Genomic DNA, 18,100 nt, shown 5'->3' on the forward strand with positions numbered 1-18,100 from the left:
GATTTTATTTTTCTTCCTTATCTTGATTATCCTCGTCCGTTGCCGGCTTTTTCTTCTTTGGCCGGATGTAGATGACCTTGAACTTGTTTACGTAGGCGTTCTGCAGGTCCAACGGGATGAAGGAGAAGTTGTCGACTCTGATTGGCTGACCAACCTTGAGATCATACTGCCGCTCAAGGAAGAAGCCGGTCAAGGTCGTCACTTCGGAATTTTCGAACTGCTCGATCTTCGTGTGGAAGAAGCGCTCGAAGTCATCCAACGGCATCTTGCCAGAAATCTCGTAGGTTGGGTTTCCCTTGGAGTCCGGCCCCTTCTTTTCAATCATGTCCGAGGTGGCGTGGTCAATTTCTTCACCAACCGTGCCGAAGAGCTCTTCGTAGATATCCTTGTCGGTGATGATCCCTGAGGTCCCACCGTACTCGTCTTGGACAACAACAATTGGCACCTGCTTCTTAATCATCGTCTGCAGGACCTTGGTGATCCGTTCGTTCTCGTAGACGATTGGGATCTTCCGCATGATTGTCCGGATTGACTGGTCAGGGTTGATCTGGTTTTGCCGCATCACGTCATAGGAGAAGATGTAGCCAAGAATGTGGTCCTTGTCGTTATTGGCAACGACCGGGAACCGGGTGAACTTCTTTTCAAAGTACAGCTGAGCGGCGTCGGCCACCTTAGCCTTGATATCGATGACCGAAAGCTGGGTCCGGTCGATCATGATGTCCTCAGCGACCTTGTCGTTCATCTCAAAGGCCCGCTGCATGAAGACGACATCTTCCTTGTCCATTTCACCGGCCTTTTCTGATTGGCGGGATAGGGTCACAATTTCGTTTTGTGAGTAGGTATCCTCTTCCGGTTGGACGTTGTAACCCAGCATCTTGGTGATCTGCGCCGCCACGACGGCAAAGAGCCAGACGAACGGGTAGAAGATCGTGTGGAAGAATTGGACGATGTGGACGATCGACAGCAGAATTGGCACCGGCCGGTCGATGGCCATGTTCTTTGGCACCAGGTCGGTGAAGACGGCGTGGAAGAAGGTGAAGATCAGCACACCCAGGATTGGGGAGATGACTTCCCGAACGCTGGCCGGGACAATCGTGATCTTCATCAAGAGATCGGTAATGAACTGGTCACCAATCCACCCTAAGATCAGAGAGGTCATCGTGACCCCGACCTGGGCGGTGGACAGGTACTCGTTTAAGTTGGCGACCATGTGCTCGGCCCGCTTAACTTTCCGGGTCTGCTTCAATTCCTTTAATTCACTCGGCCGGACCTTGACGACTGAGTATTCCAGCAGGGTAAAGAGCGCTGCCAGCAACAGAATTAAAATGATAACAATTAGCTTAAACCAATATGAAGACCATAATTCACTCATATTTGATAGATTCTCCTAGTCTTTCGTTTGATATTTCAACCTCTATTGTAGCAAGTTCCGCTCCCGGTGACTACATATTTGTGGCGAAGCGCGGCCGATTCTGCGGTAAAATGAAAGGTGAATCAAACGCGATAAAGGATGAGGGAAAATGACCAGCGAAACCAACGATATTAATAAGAGCCAGCGGCTGCGGGAGATCATGGCGATTATGCGTCGCCACCACTTTCTCAGCAACTTCTACCACCAGACTAATCCCGGAGAGGTCTGTGCGGCCCTTCAGGAACTCGGTCCGACCTTTATTAAGCTTGGTCAGATTCTTTCGACCCGTTCGGACCTGGTCTCACCGGCTTACATTAAGGAGCTGCGCCGACTCCAGGATCAGGTCAAGGCCGACCCCTTCGAAAGCGTTCAGCAGACTTTTGAGAATCAAACTGGCAAGAAGCTTACCGATGTCTTTTCGCACTTTGACCACGAGTCCTTTGCCTCGGCTTCCATCGGCCAGGTCCACCACGCAATTTTAAAGGACGGGACGCCGGTGGTCGTTAAGATTCAACATCCGGCGGTGAGCCAACTGGTTAACACCGACATTGCTCTGATGCGGCGGGCGGTGAAGCTGTTGCGCTACGTGCCTACCGACGTCACCGTCGTCGACCTCAATAAGGTTCTGGACGAATTGAGCACCTCCCTACTCAGCGAGGTCAACACCATGAACGAGGTGCACAACGGTCAGCGCTTTTACGAACTGAATAACGGGGACGACATCATCACGGTGCCGCGGGTCTATGCCAAATACTGTGCGCCCCAGATTCTGGTCAACGAGGAGATGAAGGGAGAGAGCGTTCGGGTGCTCTGCGATGCGACCAAGGATCCGGCCGATCAGAAGGAAGCTCTTCAGGCAAAGCGCAAGTACATTGCCAACGTCTTAGTCAAGAACTTCCTCAAGCAGGTCTTTGTCGATCACTTCTTTCACGCCGATCCCCATCCTGGCAATATCCTGATTCGGGAGGTGGCGGATCAGTCGGTGATGAAGACAACCCATAATCATCAGGCAACGGTCGGCCCGGCCACCATCCAGTACACCCAGGAGGAACCGTTGCCGAACTATCGAATCGTCTATCTGGATTTTGGGATGATGGGCACCCTGACGCCGACAATGGCCGACGGGATTGCCAATGTGGTGCTGGCGATCACCACGAAGAATACCCGGCGGATCGGCCAGGCGGTCCTGGCAATCTGTAACAAGACCGGTTCGGTGGACGAACCACAATTCTTAAAGGAACTGGGCAGCTTCATTCATCCCTACCTGTCGATGGGCCTTGGCGAGATTGATTTCACGACGATGCTCTACCAGATTGTCCAGCTTTGTCAAAAGAATCACCTCCAGATGAAGCCCGAGGTGACGCTTTTGATCAAGGCCTTTGGCGTTCTGGAGAGCACGGTGGCCAAGCTGGATCCAGACATCTCGATGATGAAGGTGGCCCGGCCGTTCGGGCTGCAGTACTTAAAACGCAAGTTCAACTGGCGCGACACACTGGATGACGGCCTGATCAGCCTCTATTCGGCAGCCAGCGAGACGACCAAGCTGCCGGATAAGCTCAGTGCGACCCTGGAGACGATTGCCAACGGGGACGCTCAGGTCAACTTCAGCTACCGCGGGCAGGATCGGCTGGTCAAGCAGGTGGAGCGGATCACCAACCGGCTGCTGATTGTGATCATCCTGGCAGCGGTCATCCTGGGGTCATCGATTCTTGTCGAGGGCAGCAATGGCCATCCCCACATTTTCCACCTGGGGGTCGTGGGCTATTCGATCGCCCTGATTGTCATCTGTGCCCTGGTAATCAGTGAGTTTTATCATCGCTGGAAGAACTGGCGAAACCGGAATAAATAAGAAAAGCGACACCCGATAAATTCACAGATTTATCGGGCGTCGCTTTTCATTTACTTGTTCTTATAAACCGCGATCTCGATTAAATTCTGGTCGGGATCATGGACGTAGATTGAGGTCATCTCACCCTCGGAGCCGTATTTTTGGACTGGCCCCTCGACCACGTCAACATAATAGCTGCGCAGGTGGTGAAGGATATCGTCGACTTGGTCACCGGCAACCAGGCAGAGGTCGGCGGCACCAGTTGTCGGGTGCGGGGCCTTCAGCGCAGTATCACGATCGGCCTTTTGAAGCCGGATCAGCTGGTGACCACACCGCAACGTAATCACATCGGTGGTGGTCTGCTGCTCAATGACCGGCATGTCGAAGACCTCGTGGTAGAAGCGCATTGATTCCTCCAGGTCGCTGACGGTCAGGACGACGTGGTCAATTCGGCGCATTTTCATGTTAAAACCCTCTTCTTCTAAAATAGTCTGCCTTGATTATACTGATTTTGCTGCCGACTTGGCAATGGGCGGCGATAAATGTACAATTAAAAGGCTGTTTTCAGATAGGAGTGAGTGTTTTGAAATTAAAAAACATGCTGAGTGTTGCTGCCTTTGCCTTTCTCGGGGGCATTGGCCGTGATCTGCTCAGCGAGTACTTTTCTAGTGCTGGTATTTTAGTTGCCAACCTGTTGGGCTGCTTCCTGCTGGCCTTTTTGACCTACTACGTCATCGACCGCGACTTGCTGGCCGGCTGGCTGGATGCCGGCCTGGGCACCGGGCTGATTGGCGCCTTTACGACCTTTTCGTCCTTTGCAACAGCAACCGTCAAGCTGGGACAGGGAAGTGTTCTTATCGCCGGCGCTTACTTCTTAGCAAGTGCTCTCGGCGGGTTGGCTATGGCCTGGCTGGGCTTTGTTCTTGCCAAACGCTTGGCGGAAAGGGCGGTGACGACCGATGATTAACGTTGGCTGCGGGGCGGCGCTCGGTGCCGTCTTGCGTTACCTGCTGACGACCCTTTGGAAGCGGCAGCGGATTGATTGGCCGCTAGCGACCCTGGTGATTAACCTCAGTGGTGCCTTTGCCCTTGGAATTCTGACCGGCCACCTAACACCGGGTTCGGCCGCGATGACCTTCTGGGGTGTTGGTGTGCTGGGTGGCTACACGACCTTTTCGACCTTCAATACCGAGTTGGTGGCGATGATCGATGAACGCCGCTGGACCGCCCTCGCTGCCTATCTGCTGCTTTCTTACGGTGGCGGACTAGCCCTTGCCTGGCTGGGGATGCAGCTGTAGCCGTTTTTACTTGACTGTCCCGCCGGTGGATGGTTTATGCTGGGGATAGCAATTTTGTGAAATGGGATGATTTTTTGACGGAAGCAAAGCAAAAACTACCGATGAAGATTGAAGTCCGTGGTGCCCGGGTGCATAACCTTAAGAATATCGACATTGACATTCCACTCCATCAGTTCGTGGCGATCTCCGGCCTGTCGGGATCGGGCAAGAGCTCACTAGCGATGGGTATTCTCTACGAAGAGGGCTCGCGACGCTACCTTGAGGCCCTTTCGACCTACACCCGGCGGCGAATCAAGCTGGGTGCCCAAGCCGATGTCACCAGCGTTAAGCACATCCCGTCGGCCCTGGCGCTCAAGCAGCGGCCAGCGATCCCGTCCGAGCGAGCCACCGTCGGGACGATGAGTGAAACCTTCAACGTCATTCGGCTAATTTTCTCCCGGCTCGGGTCGCCGGTCTGTCCGAATGGCCACCGGTTGCAGCCGAGCCTGGCAATTGCCCAGGCGATGAGCAAGGGCGACGACGCGATGGGGCAGCTGACCTGTCCAACCTGCGGCGTGACCTTTTCTGCCTTCAGTGCCGAGGATTTTGCCTTTAATTCCGCCGGCGCCTGCGAACGCTGTCAGGGGACCGGTCGGGTGCGGGAACTGGATGAAGCCAAGCTGATCGGTGACCCCAACCTCAGCCTGGCAGATGGGGCCGTGGCCTCCTGGCATTTGCCAGGTCGGAATTTCATGCCAAGCGTGGCCCAACAGGCTGGAGTCCGGATCCACGTTCCCTATAAAGACCTGACGGATAAGGAAAAGGATTTTGTTTTAAACGGACCGAAGAAGAAGTTTCGGATGGACTTTCGCTCCGGGACCGGCCGGGTCTTTCACGACTTCAACGCCCTCTATGAGAACGCTCACGAAGCCGTCTTGGAATCCGCGCGGACCAGCAAGAGTGAGCGGGCTCAGAAGCGGATTAGCGAATTCTTCCACTATTCGACCTGCCCGGTCTGTCACGGGACCCGACTCAAGCCGGAGTTGCTGAATCAAGTGGCTGGTGGGCTAAACATCGCGCAGGTCAGTGACCTAACCTTGGGCGAGCTGCCAGACTGGAAGAAAAAGGTTCAGGCCAGCCTGCCTGCTAATATGAAGAAGATGGCCGATTCGCTCTTTAAGGAGTTCGACGACAACTTGCGACCGCTCCTTGAACTGGGGCTAGACTACCTGACCCTGTCACGGAACGGTAATAGTCTGTCGACCGGGGAACTGCAGCGAATCCAGCTGGCGCGGACGCTACGGACGGCGACAACCGGCGTACTCTACATCCTCGATGAGCCGTCGATTGGTCTTCACCCCGACAACGTCAGCGGCCTGCTGAACGTCTTCCGCGAGTTGGTCGACCAGGGCAACTCCCTGGTGGTCGTTGATCACAATGTCGACATCATCAAGGCGGCGGACTGGATCATTGAGATCGGCCCCGGTTCCGGCGAACAGGGCGGGCGAATCCTAACCGAGGGGACACCTGCTCAGGTAGCGGATGACCCGGCGTCAAAGATCGGCCCCTACCTTAATGGCCAGGCAAAATTACTGGCCCGACCGCTCGAAAGCGCGGCGGCCAAGGACCAAATTAAGTTCCGCGTTGCGAATTACTACAACCTAAAGGATGTTCAGGGACAGTTGCCGCTCAATCGGCTGACGGCGATCACCGGCTTTTCTGGGGCGGGGAAGACTAGTCTGATTCTCGATAGCCTCGTTCCAGCAATCAAGGCCCAGGCCGCGGGGCTCGGCCTGCCACGGCAGGTCAAGGAGCTGGAGACGCCGGTTAAAGAGGTTGTCAGTGTGGACGCCGCACCGATTGGCAAGACGATGCGGTCGACCGTTGCCACCTACACCAGCATCATGGACAACCTTCGCCGGCTTTTTGCCGACCAGCCCCTTGCAAAGCAAAAGCACTACACGCCAAGCTGGTTTTCCTACAATAACAAACAAGGAGCCTGCCCGAATTGTGGGGGCAGCGGGGTTGTGACGCTGGACATCCAATTTTTGCCGGATATGCAGCAAACCTGTCCCGTCTGCCACGGTGATCGCTACAACAAGGCTGTCCAGGAGGTCAAGTGGCACGGCTACTCGATCGTCGACTTGTTGAAACTCGACGTGGCCGCAGCCCTGCCGGTGTTCAAGCGGGCGCCGAAGATTGAACGGGAATTGAAGCTGCTTCAAGAAGTTGGCCTCGACTACCTTCACCTGGGCGAAAGCACACCAAGCCTGTCCGGTGGTGAGGCCCAGCGGCTCAAGCTAGTCAAGCACCTCAATCGTGACCAGGGGGAGACGCTCTTCGTCTTTGATGAACCGACGATCGGCCTCCATCCCCTCGACGTCAAGACCCTGCTCGGTGTCATGCAACAGCTGCTTGACCGGGGTGCGTCGATCGTGACGATTACCCACGACCTAAACCTGATTGTCAACGCCGACTACCTGCTCGATCTGGGGCCCCGTGGTGGCATCAATGGTGGTCGAATCGTTGCCCAGGGACGGCCACTTGACTTGGTTCAAAAGCCAACCAGTCTGACGACGCGTTACCTGGCGGAGTACTGGGGACGGTTTAACTAAAAATGGATTTGCAATCCCGCATGATAGTTGCGAGAGCGCAAATCCATTTTATTTTCTAGGCTGCCTGTCGTTTCGTCTTGCTGCTCTTAATCATCTTTTTCACCAGGAAGTAGCAGAGCAGGACGATCACGATGGCAATTACAGCTGCAATGATTCGCTTGCTATCGCCCTTGAAGATCGCGTCCCCACCAAAGGCGTAGATAAAGGAGGTTGGCGCCATACCAATGGCCACCATCGGCAAGAACTGTTTGCGGCTGACCTTCAGTCGGGTGCAGGCGAAGTTGACCAGGACGCTGGGGATGATCGGGATCATGTAGCCAATCGTCAGCCCAATCAACGGGTGCTTTTGGTTCAGCAGGTAGCCGAGCAGCTTCGACTTCTTGGCCCGCTTGGACAGGTCGATCTTAGCAATCAGGTTTTTGACTGCACAGTTGCCGAGAACATTGCCGCACCAGTTGATCAAAAAACCAACGGCGGGGCCGTAACAGAGGCCGGCAAAGATGCAGACGACCGAATTGGACATCCCCGGAATGGCATTGAAGATGGCAATCAGGATCAGCAACAGGAGCATATCCCAGGCCCCGTGGCTACGGATCAGTTTGAGCAGAATCTGTTGGTTGTGGTGGGTCGGGTTGAGCAGCAATGCAATTTCCGGCCGGTAGTCCCGGTAAATCAGGAAGAGGATGAGCAGTGCGGCGACGATACCGGCACCAATCAGGGTGGGTTTGTTAAGGTATTTTTTCATGCGGGTTATTCCTCCTTGGGCAGGTGAAAGCCGGCCTGGGTAAACAGTTGCGACAGTGTTTGGCGAAGCAGTGGGTCGTGGGCATAAAGGTAGGTTCCGTAGACGCCCCGTTTGAAGAGGACGTTGAGTGAATTCATAATCATCCGCTTTTCGAGCCGCTCAATTTGTGCCGGGTCGGTCAGGTCGGCCCTTTTCTTGAAAGCTTCGGTGTCCGTGTACTTGTCAAGGTTGACTTGAAGCCTCCTGGTGCCTGGCGTTTGGCTGATCGGCGGGCCAAGAATGATTCCGGTGTAGTTGAGATCAAAGCCCTGGCAGGTGTAGATCGAACCGACCTCGTTGATTGTCTGGGGCAACTCCGCCCAGGGGGTTACCGTGTAGTTGTACTGATCCCATGGCATCTTGAATTTGCCTTCCTGGATGTAGTGTTTGCCGCCGTCAAGGGTCGACGGGTAGCCCGAGGTGGAGAGAATCCGCGAGAGACCGATCTCCTTGTTGCGTTGAACAATCGCCTGGCGCATTTGCTCGGCGTCCGAATAGATCCGGAAATCGTAGTGATCGCGGGCACTAGCCGGCAGGGGCGTTAGCCGGTAATCATTGGTAAAGGTGTTGAACCAGTCAACCAGGTCCTGGCTGGCGTTCATTCGAAACATCTTGGTCAGGTGATATTCCTTATGCGGGTACCGATTAGTGATTTGGTGGAGGCGCTCCGGGGTCCAGAGACTCTTCATCCGGAGAACCTGGTACTGGTCGAAGACGATCACGACCACTTTGGCCCGCTTGATAATCTCAACCAGCTGGTTGTCGTGGTAGAAATTATTATAATGATCGGGCTTAGAAAGCAAAAGGTGGGCTTCGTCAATGATGGCGACGTCGATGGTCTCTTGACGCTTATCCAGCTGGTTGATCAGCGAGGTCGGCCGGGCGAAGTCTTTCTTGTAGAGTTCCGGCAGACCGCCAGCAATCTCCCGGTAGACCTTTAAGATCTCGGGGTGGTTGACTAAAAAGTAATTGGTAGTGTGGTAAAAGGGCGAGCTGGGGTCCTTCCTGGCGGCCGTTTGCAGGCGGTCGAAAAGTTGGGAGAGGACGACGCTCTTGCCTGTTCCAGCGTCCCCGATGATTGTGTAGATCGCCGGCCAATCGCCCTGGAGGTGACTGGCCGTGAAGGACAAGATATCCTCAACGAGGCGGGCTTGCTCAGGGGTTAATTTTTTGAAGGGTGAGAGTTTCTCAATTGCAGCATTGCTAATCTGTGTCATTTCCGAATCGTTCTTTCGTCTAGTAGAATCACTCTAATGGTATCTTAAACCGGCGCAAGACGTCAATTTCCAACGGTAGATAATTTCCCGATAAGTAAAGAAAGTGATAAAATACTAATTAAGGTATCGGAGAAAATAAGTAATTGTGAAATAAACACTAATTAAAGGAGTGGGCTTCTGATGAATCTGCATCCAGATTATTTATTAAACGAAGTAAACGAACCGGCAGATATTAAGAAGATGTCGCTGGATGAGCTGAAAGAACTGGCAACCGAGATGCGCCAACTAGTCCTGGAACGGGATGCTGCAATCGGTGGTCACGTGGGTCCTAATCTGGGGGTGATGGAACTCACGATTGCTTACCACTACGTTTTCAATTCTCCTCACGACAAGGTTGTTTGGGACGTTTCCCACCAGTCCTACGCCCATAAGATGCTGACGGGCCGGAAGCTGGGCTTCTTGGATCCCGATCACTACGAGGACGTGACGGGCTACACGTCGCCCGAGGAGAGTGTCCACGATTTCTTTGAGATTGGGCACACCTCGACCTCCATTTCCCTGGCAATTGGGTTGGCACAGGCGCGCGACCTGATGAAGCCGCAGTCGAAGAACAACATTGTGGCCGTGATCGGGGATGGCTCGCTGAGCGGTGGTCTGGCCTTTGAGGGCCTAAACAACGCTGCCAAGCTGCACTCCAACCTGATCATTGTGGTCAACGACAACCAGATGGCCATTGACAAGGACCAGGGCGGGCTCTACCAAGGCCTTAAGGAGCTGCGAGACACCAACGGCCAATCCGCCAACAACATCTTTAAGTTCATGGGATTAGACTACAAGTACGTGGCGGACGGCAACGACCTGCAGACGATGATTGACGCCTTCCGCAGCGTCAAAGACACCGACCACCCAATCGTTCTCCACGTCAACACCGAGAAGGGAAAGGGTTACGCGCCGGCCGAGGAACACAAGATGGAGTATCACTGGCGCGATCCGTTCGACCTGAAGACCGGTAAGGACAAGCACCCGGTTGTTAACGGCTATAGCGAGGCCATCCTGGATGAATTGGACAAGCAGGTGGAAGCCGGTGTACCAGTGGTGGCCATCAATGCCGCCATTCCGGGCGTCTTCGACCTAAAACGATTCCAAAAGGCCCACCCAGATCGCTACTTTGACGTCGGCATTGCCGAACAGGACTCGATCACGACGGCGACGGCAATGGCAACGGCTGGTGCCCGGCCGGTAGTCTTCCAGAACAGTACCTTTCTTCAGCGGGCCTATGACCAGCTGATTCATGACATGGCATTGAATGATTCGCCGGTGGTTATGATCGTCCGGGGTGGAACGATCGCCTCGGGTTCGGCCACTCATCAGGGAAGTTTTGACATTTCAATGATCAGTACTCTGCCAAACATTGAATACTTGGCACCAACCAACGTTGAGGAAATGATTTCAATGCTGCGCTGGGCTCTGAAACAGACCGAGCAACCGGTCGTGATCCGTCAACCGGAAAAGGAGTTGTTGCACGGGACGCCGAGCCAGGATGACTACTCGCGGATCAACTACGACGTGGCTCACCAGGGCAGTGAAGTGGCGATCATGGCGGTTGGCGACTTCTGGAAGCTGGGCGAGGAGGTTTGCGACCAGTTAAAGAAGAAGCTCAATATTGACGCCACCCTGATCAATCCAAAGTCGGTTACCGGGATTGATCAGCACGACCTTCACCACCTGGCCGAGAACCATGACGTGGTGGTCACGTTGGAGGACGGCAACCTGAGCGGTGGCTTCGGCGAAACGATTGCTCGCTACTACGGTCCAACCGACATGAAGGTTTTGAATTTCGGTGCGCCGCGCGAATTTGCGGATAACATTCCACTGGAAGTCATGGATGAGTGGTACCACCTGACACCCAAGCAGATCGTCGATGATATCGAAGGTGTTATTCATTCACTATAAATAAAAAAGTCCGTCAGAAAAATGGCGGATTTTTTTTATTGCCAGGATTCCCAGTCTGGCGGCATTTTAGGGTGCCGGACAAAAAAAGTTGAATTTAAAAAGTGATTTTTGGCCATTTTCTCCGTATTTATTAAGTGAGCGATAAAAAAGAGGAGGAATGGAAAATGCAACACAACAAATTCTACCACCGCTCAATGGTAAGCCTGCTTTCGGCAACTGCGCTGCTTGGCCTGGCAACGATGCCGGTCCTGGCTGAACAAAATGATGGGGATGCGAGCGCACCACCCGTTGCGACCCCGGCGGTTACATCGCCAGACAACACCGGTGAGCAGAGTGTGGCCCGAACTCAAAAGGTGACTCGAACTATCGAATATACTAACCCAATCACTGGTGAGCGGAAAGAGGCCGTTCAAACGGCAGTTCTGAAGTATGACCAGGATGGCAACCAGATTGATGCCGATGATGCTATTTGGCCCGAATTTTTTATGCCAAGTTTTGATGGCTATTTATGTGAATACTCGGTTGTGAGGGCACAAAAAATTACTAAGGACGATGTTCGGAGCTTGAAGTATTATCTAATTTATGCGAAGGAACATACAACTCCAGCTCAGAGTATCCTAAAACTAGTTGATATCAATCGACAAAATGTTGTCCCTGACATTAAAGTCAATTTTGCAGCAGATGAGATGGAAAAAATGATTGATCTACCAACTCCGCCAGCGGGATGGGAATACGTAAACGATTTACCCGCCAAGGTTCCCATTAGCCGTTATACTGCGCCCGTCGAATTAATGGTTCGCAAGAGTGCGCCGGCAGCAAGTCACCAGGAGACCAAGGAGCTGACCCGGCGGATTATTGTTCACCTGCCGAGTGGGGATAAGACCATTACCCAAAAGGTAACCGCTACCCGAACGGTTCAGACTGACCACGGTAAAACAACGACCGGTGAATGGCAGATTCCCGCTTTTGCGGAGTACAAGGCCCCGTCAGTTGATGGCTACGTGGCCGATCAACTGACGATTCCGGCCCAGCAGCTGGACCCAAATCAATTAACTGATCAGCTCGCTCCGGTGGAGATTCATTATCAAAAAGAGGAACCTGCTAAAGGCGATACCACCGGTGAACAACCAGACAAAACGGGAGATGACCAGTCGACCACTACTGACCCCGGTGACAAACAAACGGACCCGGAAACCAAGGATGAAGGGGTTGGCGACGACACCATAGACCCTGGTGATCAGCAGAAACCGGCTATCAAAGATGAAGGTGTCGGTGATGACACGATTGATTCAGGTGACATAAAACAGCCGGAGACCAAGGACGAAGGCAGCCAAACGGACCCAGACCCATCAACGAAGGACGAAGGTGTCGGCGATGATACTATTGATCCTGGCGAAACGGAACGACCTGGAACCAAGGATGAGGGTAGCCAGACAGATCCAACCCCGTCAACGAAGGACGAGGGTGTCGGCGACGATACCATTGATCCCGATGAAACGGCGCAGCCTGGAACCAAGGACGAGGGTAGCCAAACGGACCCAACGCCATCAACGAAGGACGAAGGTGTCGGCGACGATACTATTGATCCTGGCGAAACAGAACGACCTGAAACCAAGGATGAGGGCAGTCAGACGGATCCGACCCCGTCAACGAAGGACGAGGGTGCCAGTGATGACACCATTGATCCTGATGAAATGAAACAGCCGGAGACGAAAGATGAGGGCAGTCAAACGGATCCGGTCGCCCCTCCGTCAACTACCGATGGAAGCAGCGATGACGCAGCTGCACCTGATGATAAACGGCCAACGGGAACTACAGACACTGGTAGTCAGACGGATCCAGTACCAACTACCAAGGACGAAGGTACCGAGACAGAGCCAGTTCCAAGCGTCGATCAGGGAACCCAGACTGATGATGCTGCAATTACGGATCGGGGAGCTTCGACCAGCAAAGGCAATCAGGAAAGTCAGACTGATGAACCTTCAAGTACAATTCAGAAGAAGGTTGGCGAACAGTCAAAACCAAATGTTATGGATCAACAACCACAATCGGAAAACGATGGCCAAAATCAATCGATGACAGCGAGCCAATCAAATGACGAGGTAGACCCGTTGGCCTTCCATGATCGCCTGAGCCAGCTGCAGGAGCCACTGACTGACTTGACGAAGGCAACGCCAAATCAAGACAAGCAGGGGCAAGATCAGCTGCCGCAGACCGGTAACCACCGTCAGCCGGCAACGTTGCAAGCACTGGTAGCCGCCGTTTGTGGACTGCTATTTGCCTGGTGGCCATTACGAAAGAAGGGACAATAAAAAACAAGCCGCGGTAACGACCTGTTCGTCTCTTAAATAATAATTACCAACCCTCGTGAATTAGTTCTTCCGGTAATTCAATCCGATCATGCTCAAGGTCGTTGAAGACCTCATCAAGTATTTCGAAGGCCTGGTCAAGCAGCTGGCGACTAATTGTCAGTGGTGGTTGGAAACGCAGCACGTTTCCATGGAGCTTTACCATGATAACGCCCTTTTGAAATGCCCGGTAGATCACCTTAGCAGCCGCCGCAGGATCCGGTTCCTTAGTCTTGCGATCCTTCACTAACTCAATACCTCCATTTAATCCAAGGACCCGGATGTCCCCGATGCAGTGGTATTTATCGGCCAGCTTTTCAAACTGTTGCCTAGCGTATTCACCATCGACCGCTGACTTGTGAACCAAGTCTTCGTCATCAATCACGTCCAACGTGGCAAGGGCCGCTGCGGCAACGACGGGATTTCCACCGGCAGTGAAAACATAGGCCGAGGTTTTCAGCGAATCCATGATTTCCGCGCTGCCTAAAACGGCACTCATTGGCAGGGCGCAGGCAAGTGACTTGCCCGTAGCCAAAAGGTCTGGAGTGATGCCAAAATGCTGGTAGGACCAGAATGTTCCGGTCCGGCCCAGGCCTTGGTTGATTTCGTCGACGGCAAACATGATGCCGTGGTCGTGACAGAAATTGTAGACTAGCTGAACGTACTCCTTCGGCGGGATGATGATCCCGGAATCGCCTTGAATTGGCTCCATGATGACTCCCGCGGTTTCCTCAACTGGCAGGTAGGTTTCAAAGGGGCGCTTGAAAGCTTCAAAGTAACGAGCGGCCACGTCATGCTCGCTTTCACCGGGACGCCGCCGGTAGAGGTTCGGGTAGGGAACGTGGACAACGTTAGGCAAGAGTGGCCCAATTTTGCGAATCATGTCAACGTCGCAAGCACCAGCAGTCAAGGCCCCGTAGGTTGAACCATGATAGGCGCCTTCATATGAAACAATGTAGGAGCGGCCGGTTGCGGCCCGGGAAAATTTAATCAACGCCTCGGTGGCATCCGATCCCGAAGTCCCATAAGCAACTTTCCCACGTCCATTTCCCGGGGCCAATGCGGCCAGCCGTGCGCCGAGTTTAACGCTGACGGGGTTCGTGAAGTAGCCAGCGTCGTAACCAATGAAGTTGTCGATCTGCTTCTTCATTGCCTCGACGACCTTGGGATGATTATGACCGATGTTCATGGCCGAATCACTGCCCAGGAGATCGATGTACTTTTTACCCTCGACATCGGTAACGATTGAACCCCGCGCCGACTTAATGACGAGGTTAAAGTATTGGATCAGCTGCGTTTCCGCAATGTTTTGGTGGTTTTCGTGTACTAATTGATCCCCAAGTGTGTTTTCCCATGCCATTGCTCATTCCTCCAATTTATGTGAAAACGATGATAAAAAGATTTGAAAACACTGTAGCACACCTCATTAAAAAATACAATTCTACTCATTCCAGTAGTATGGGCAAGTTAATAAATTAAAAAAATCAAGCAAATTTCCAAATTCATCTTGCATTCTTAATTTTCTCATAGTATTCTAATAGCAACGATACGAAAAGGGAATTGGAGGAATCAATCATGCAATTACACAACCAATCAATTATTCATCAACTAACCTCCACCTCAACCACAACAACATTCACCGTGGTTGAGCACCTTTAAGGTATTTTCAAAGATATGCTAATGAATGGCTATCCAAAGCGTCTCAACCACTGATCCACTTCGGCACTGGTTGACGGACGCATTGGGTAGCTTTTTTCGTACCAAGAAATGGGGTTATAGAGATGGATAATTCAGAAAATGTCAAGTTAAGGCGGACGATGACTCCCGGTCAGATGGAAATGATTGCCATTGGGGGAACGATCGGGAGTGGGCTCTTTATGGGGGCAACCTCAACGATTAAGTGGACCGGCCCATCCGTATTACTCGCTTATGCCTTCGTCGGCCTGGTGCTGTATGGGGTCATGCGGGCGCTGGGTGAAATGATCTACATTAGCCCAGGCACCGGCTCCTTTGCCGACTATGGTTCCAAGTACATTCACCCAATGGCCGGCTACCTGACGAAGTGGAGCAACGTCTTCCAGTTCATCATCGTCGGAATCTCGGACATTATTGCCATGAGTCAGTACCTGAACTACTGGTGGCCGAACCTGCCGGACTGGATTTCTGGCCTGGTGATGATCACGATTCTGACCCTCGCCAACCTGGCCTCGGCCAAAGCCTATGGGCGGCTCGAATTCTGGTTTGCCATGATCAAGGTGGTTACGATCATCACCATGATCATCCTGGGGCTGCTGGTCATCGTCCTCGGGCTCGGGAACAACTGGCACCCCGTTGGAATTTCTAACCTATGGAAGCACGGTGGCTTCTTTACTGGCGGTTTCATGGGCTTCATGTTCTCGCTGTCCGTGATTGCCGGTTCCTACCAGGGGATCGAGCTGCTGGGGATTACCGCTGGTGAAGCGGCTTCCCCACGTCACGCGATCATTAAGTCCGTTAAGTCCGTTATCTGGCGGATCCTGATCTTCTACATCGGTGCGATCTTCGTCATCGTTTCGATTTACCCGTGGAACCAGCTGAGTGCCGTGGGTTCACCATTCGTTGAAACCTTTACCAAGGTCGGGATCACCGGTGCGGCTGGAATCATTAACTTCGTTGTGCTGACGGCGGCACTGTCCGGTGCCAACTCCGGGATCTACAGTGCCAGCCGGATGCTGTTCAAGCTGTCAATCGACGGCGAAGTGCCAAAGATCTTCTCGAAGCTGTCCAAGCGGGTCGTGCCAAACGTGGCCATCCTGACGATTTCATTCTGGATCTTCCTCGGCTTTGCAGTGAACATGCTGTTGAACGCCTTCAGTCCTAGTGCCAAGAACATCTTCGTGATTGTCTACAGTTCCAGTGTTCTGCCCGGGATGGTGCCATGGTTCATTATCCTGCTGTCCGAATTAAACTTCCGGAAGCAGCACCCAGAAAAGCTGGAGAATCACCCATTCAAGATGCCACTCTACCCGGCCTACAACTACTTCAGCCTGGCTGCCTTGACGATCATCTTGATCTTCATGTTCTTCAACCCAGATACCCGGGTTTCCGTATCCGTCGGGGTTATCTTCCTGATTATCATGAGTCTGATCTACAAGTTCCACACCTCAAAGAAACTTGCCAGTGTTAATGACTAAGAGCAAAAAAATCGTCCAGAATTGTCTGGGCGATTTTTATCGATTCTGACCATTTGTTCGCCTTTTATAGTAAAATAGGGATGAACTTTTACTTTAGCTAAGAGGGGAACGAAGATGTTTCGATTAAAAAATAAAATTTGGAAGCTAGTAGCGGCCCTGGTCGTGATCTTTGGCCTCGGCGGCTTCCTGCAGCGGCCAGCGAACGGTAACGCGGCCCTGACCCAGGGTGTCCAGCGTTTCATGGCCTGGGGTAAGAATAATTCAGCCCAGTCCAAGGGCAGCACCACCAGTCAGGGCGAGAATACCCCGCCGACCAAGCAAGAAGCGTCGGTGGTTTTGACCCCGGAAGTGCGCCAGCAGCTGGGTAATAACATTGTCTGGAACGGGCACGGGGCGTTCATCATCAATAATAACCATTCCGGCTTGAACGCCAACATTTCGAGTGCGCCCTACGCGGTCAATCAGGTGGACAGCCGGGGACGCGCTTGGCGGGGGGATGCCTGGTTGAATAAGACCACCCGGCAGTACCAGAACCGCTCCACTACCGGTAACGGTGCCACTAACTGGAAACCCGCGGGCTTCTTGCAGGCCTATAATTTGACCGGGGGCTATAGCCATGCCTACGATCGCGGACATTTGCTTGGTTACGCCCTAGTCGGTGGTATTAAGGGCTTCGATGCTTCCGAATCCAACCCCAAAAACATTGCCACCCAGACAGCCTGGGCGAATGAGGCCCGCAGCAGTACTTCGACTGGACAAAACTACTACGAAGGGATCGTCCGCCAAGCCCTTGACCAGGGCAAGCAGGTCCGTTACCGGGTCACTGATATTTATAGCGGGACCAGCATCGTACCAGCCGGGGCGCATATTCAGGCCCAGTCTAAGGATGGCAGCGTCGACTTTAACGTATTTGTCCCAAATGTCCAAAACAATATCGAGATTAATTATGCAACCGGTGCGGTTAAGCAAATCGAACATTAGCATTACAGCCACAAGGGTATATCCTTTGCGGCTTTTATTTTTGCCAAAACCAAAAATGTATAAATATTCATATTTTATTTAAAAATAGTGTCAAATAACGTCAAATATTGTCCTATGAGGGGAAAATGAGGGGAGAAAAAGCGGGTCGTTAAACCCGCTTTGGAAGCTTTTCAAGTTCCTCCATTACCTTCTTATCACTGCGCTTTTTCTGCTCGTCAATCAAAATATTCATAGGTATTAAGAGTGATATCAAACCTGGTATGACCAAGACAACGGGAAACCGTGTAGATGACAACCCTGGAATTTAGTAGTAAAGCGACGTGGCTATGACGCAAGATATGAAAACGGGGCCCGGGTGTGCCAATTTTAACTTCATCTAGGCTCTTATGTAGGGTATAGCCAAGCGTTGACGCCTGCAAGGGGTAGTTCTGTTTGCTATAAAACACGAATTCATCCCCATGTCCCGAATAGCTTTTATTTCATCTAAGAACTGTTCAGGCACCGGTATGGCTC

General features: G+C 52.7%; 13 protein-coding genes and 1 pseudogene. 8 read left to right on the forward strand and 6 right to left on the reverse strand.

Features of this window, described 5'->3' with window-relative positions:
• Positions 1–4: 4 nt before the first annotated feature.
• Positions 5–1,372 carry a hemolysin family protein gene (locus tag LKE23_RS01795; protein WP_291977806.1) on the reverse strand — a complete coding sequence of 456 codons (1,368 nt, stop codon included), beginning with the start codon at positions 1,370–1,372 and terminating at the stop codon, positions 5–7.
• Positions 1,373–1,520: 148 nt separating this feature from the next.
• On the opposite strand from LKE23_RS01795, the gene LKE23_RS01800 reads away from it, so the two are divergent.
• On the forward strand, positions 1,521–3,260 hold the full coding sequence (locus LKE23_RS01800; RefSeq protein ID WP_291977807.1) for an ABC1 kinase family protein: 1,740 nt from the start codon (positions 1,521–1,523) through the stop codon (positions 3,258–3,260).
• 50 nt (positions 3,261–3,310) lie between these two features.
• Here LKE23_RS01800 and LKE23_RS01805 read toward each other — a convergent pair whose 3' ends face one another.
• A complete protein-coding gene (locus tag LKE23_RS01805; RefSeq protein ID WP_291977808.1) occupies positions 3,311–3,703 on the reverse strand; it encodes a VOC family protein in 393 nt (130 codons plus the stop codon).
• Between the two features lie 119 nt (positions 3,704–3,822).
• Here LKE23_RS01805 and LKE23_RS01810 point away from each other — a divergent pair, with 119 nt between their 5' ends.
• The 3 genes from LKE23_RS01810 (at position 3,823) to LKE23_RS01820 (ending at position 7,131) form a co-directional block, all read left to right on the forward strand.
• On the forward strand, positions 3,823–4,206 hold the full coding sequence (locus LKE23_RS01810; protein WP_291977809.1) for a fluoride efflux transporter FluC: 384 nt from the start codon (positions 3,823–3,825) through the stop codon (positions 4,204–4,206).
• On the forward strand, positions 4,199–4,537 hold the full coding sequence (locus LKE23_RS01815) for a fluoride efflux transporter FluC (protein WP_291977810.1): 339 nt from the start codon (positions 4,199–4,201) through the stop codon (positions 4,535–4,537). The genes LKE23_RS01810 and LKE23_RS01815 overlap by 8 nt, the downstream gene beginning before the upstream one ends.
• A gap of 101 nt (positions 4,538–4,638) precedes the next feature.
• Entirely contained in the window at positions 4,639–7,131 is a 2,493-nt protein-coding gene (locus LKE23_RS01820; protein WP_291978306.1) for an excinuclease ABC subunit UvrA, read from the forward strand.
• A gap of 55 nt (positions 7,132–7,186) precedes the next feature.
• Here LKE23_RS01820 and LKE23_RS01825 read toward each other — a convergent pair whose 3' ends face one another.
• Positions 7,187–7,876: a TVP38/TMEM64 family protein gene (locus LKE23_RS01825; RefSeq protein ID WP_291977811.1), complete on the reverse strand. Its 690-nt coding sequence runs from the start codon at positions 7,874–7,876 to the stop codon at positions 7,187–7,189.
• Positions 7,877–7,881: 5 nt separating this feature from the next.
• Positions 7,882–9,132 carry a DUF2075 domain-containing protein gene (locus tag LKE23_RS01830; protein ID WP_291977812.1) on the reverse strand — a complete coding sequence of 417 codons (1,251 nt, stop codon included), beginning with the start codon at positions 9,130–9,132 and terminating at the stop codon, positions 7,882–7,884.
• A 180-nt stretch (positions 9,133–9,312) separates the two neighbouring features.
• Between LKE23_RS01830 and LKE23_RS01835 the strand changes: the two genes are divergently transcribed.
• Both LKE23_RS01835 and LKE23_RS01840 read left to right on the forward strand, forming a co-directional pair.
• Positions 9,313–11,085, forward strand: a complete 1,773-nt coding sequence (locus LKE23_RS01835) for a 1-deoxy-D-xylulose-5-phosphate synthase (RefSeq protein WP_291977813.1) — start codon at positions 9,313–9,315, stop codon at positions 11,083–11,085.
• A gap of 164 nt (positions 11,086–11,249) precedes the next feature.
• Entirely contained in the window at positions 11,250–13,397 is a 2,148-nt protein-coding gene (locus tag LKE23_RS01840; protein WP_291977814.1) for a mucin-binding protein, read from the forward strand.
• A 43-nt stretch (positions 13,398–13,440) separates the two neighbouring features.
• Here LKE23_RS01840 and LKE23_RS01845 read toward each other — a convergent pair whose 3' ends face one another.
• A complete protein-coding gene (locus LKE23_RS01845; RefSeq protein ID WP_291977815.1) occupies positions 13,441–14,793 on the reverse strand; it encodes an aspartate aminotransferase family protein in 1,353 nt (450 codons plus the stop codon).
• A gap of 421 nt (positions 14,794–15,214) precedes the next feature.
• Here LKE23_RS01845 and LKE23_RS01850 point away from each other — a divergent pair, with 421 nt between their 5' ends.
• Complete coding sequence (locus LKE23_RS01850) at positions 15,215–16,606, forward strand: amino acid permease (protein ID WP_291977816.1); 1,392 nt, start codon at positions 15,215–15,217, stop codon at positions 16,604–16,606.
• A gap of 114 nt (positions 16,607–16,720) precedes the next feature.
• Positions 16,721–17,587 (forward strand): DNA/RNA non-specific endonuclease, encoded by an 867-nt coding sequence (locus LKE23_RS01855; RefSeq protein WP_291977817.1) that lies wholly within the window; start codon positions 16,721–16,723, stop codon positions 17,585–17,587.
• A 215-nt stretch (positions 17,588–17,802) separates the two neighbouring features.
• Here LKE23_RS01855 and LKE23_RS11090 read toward each other — a convergent pair.
• A pseudogene (locus LKE23_RS11090) lies at positions 17,803–18,039 on the reverse strand (tyrosine-type recombinase/integrase); the annotation flags it as partial.
• Between the last annotated feature and the right edge of the window lie 61 nt (positions 18,040–18,100).

Origin of the sequence: Limosilactobacillus sp. (genome assembly GCF_022482365.1) — a bacterium.
In the GTDB taxonomy this organism is placed as follows: domain Bacteria; phylum Bacillota; class Bacilli; order Lactobacillales; family Lactobacillaceae; genus Limosilactobacillus.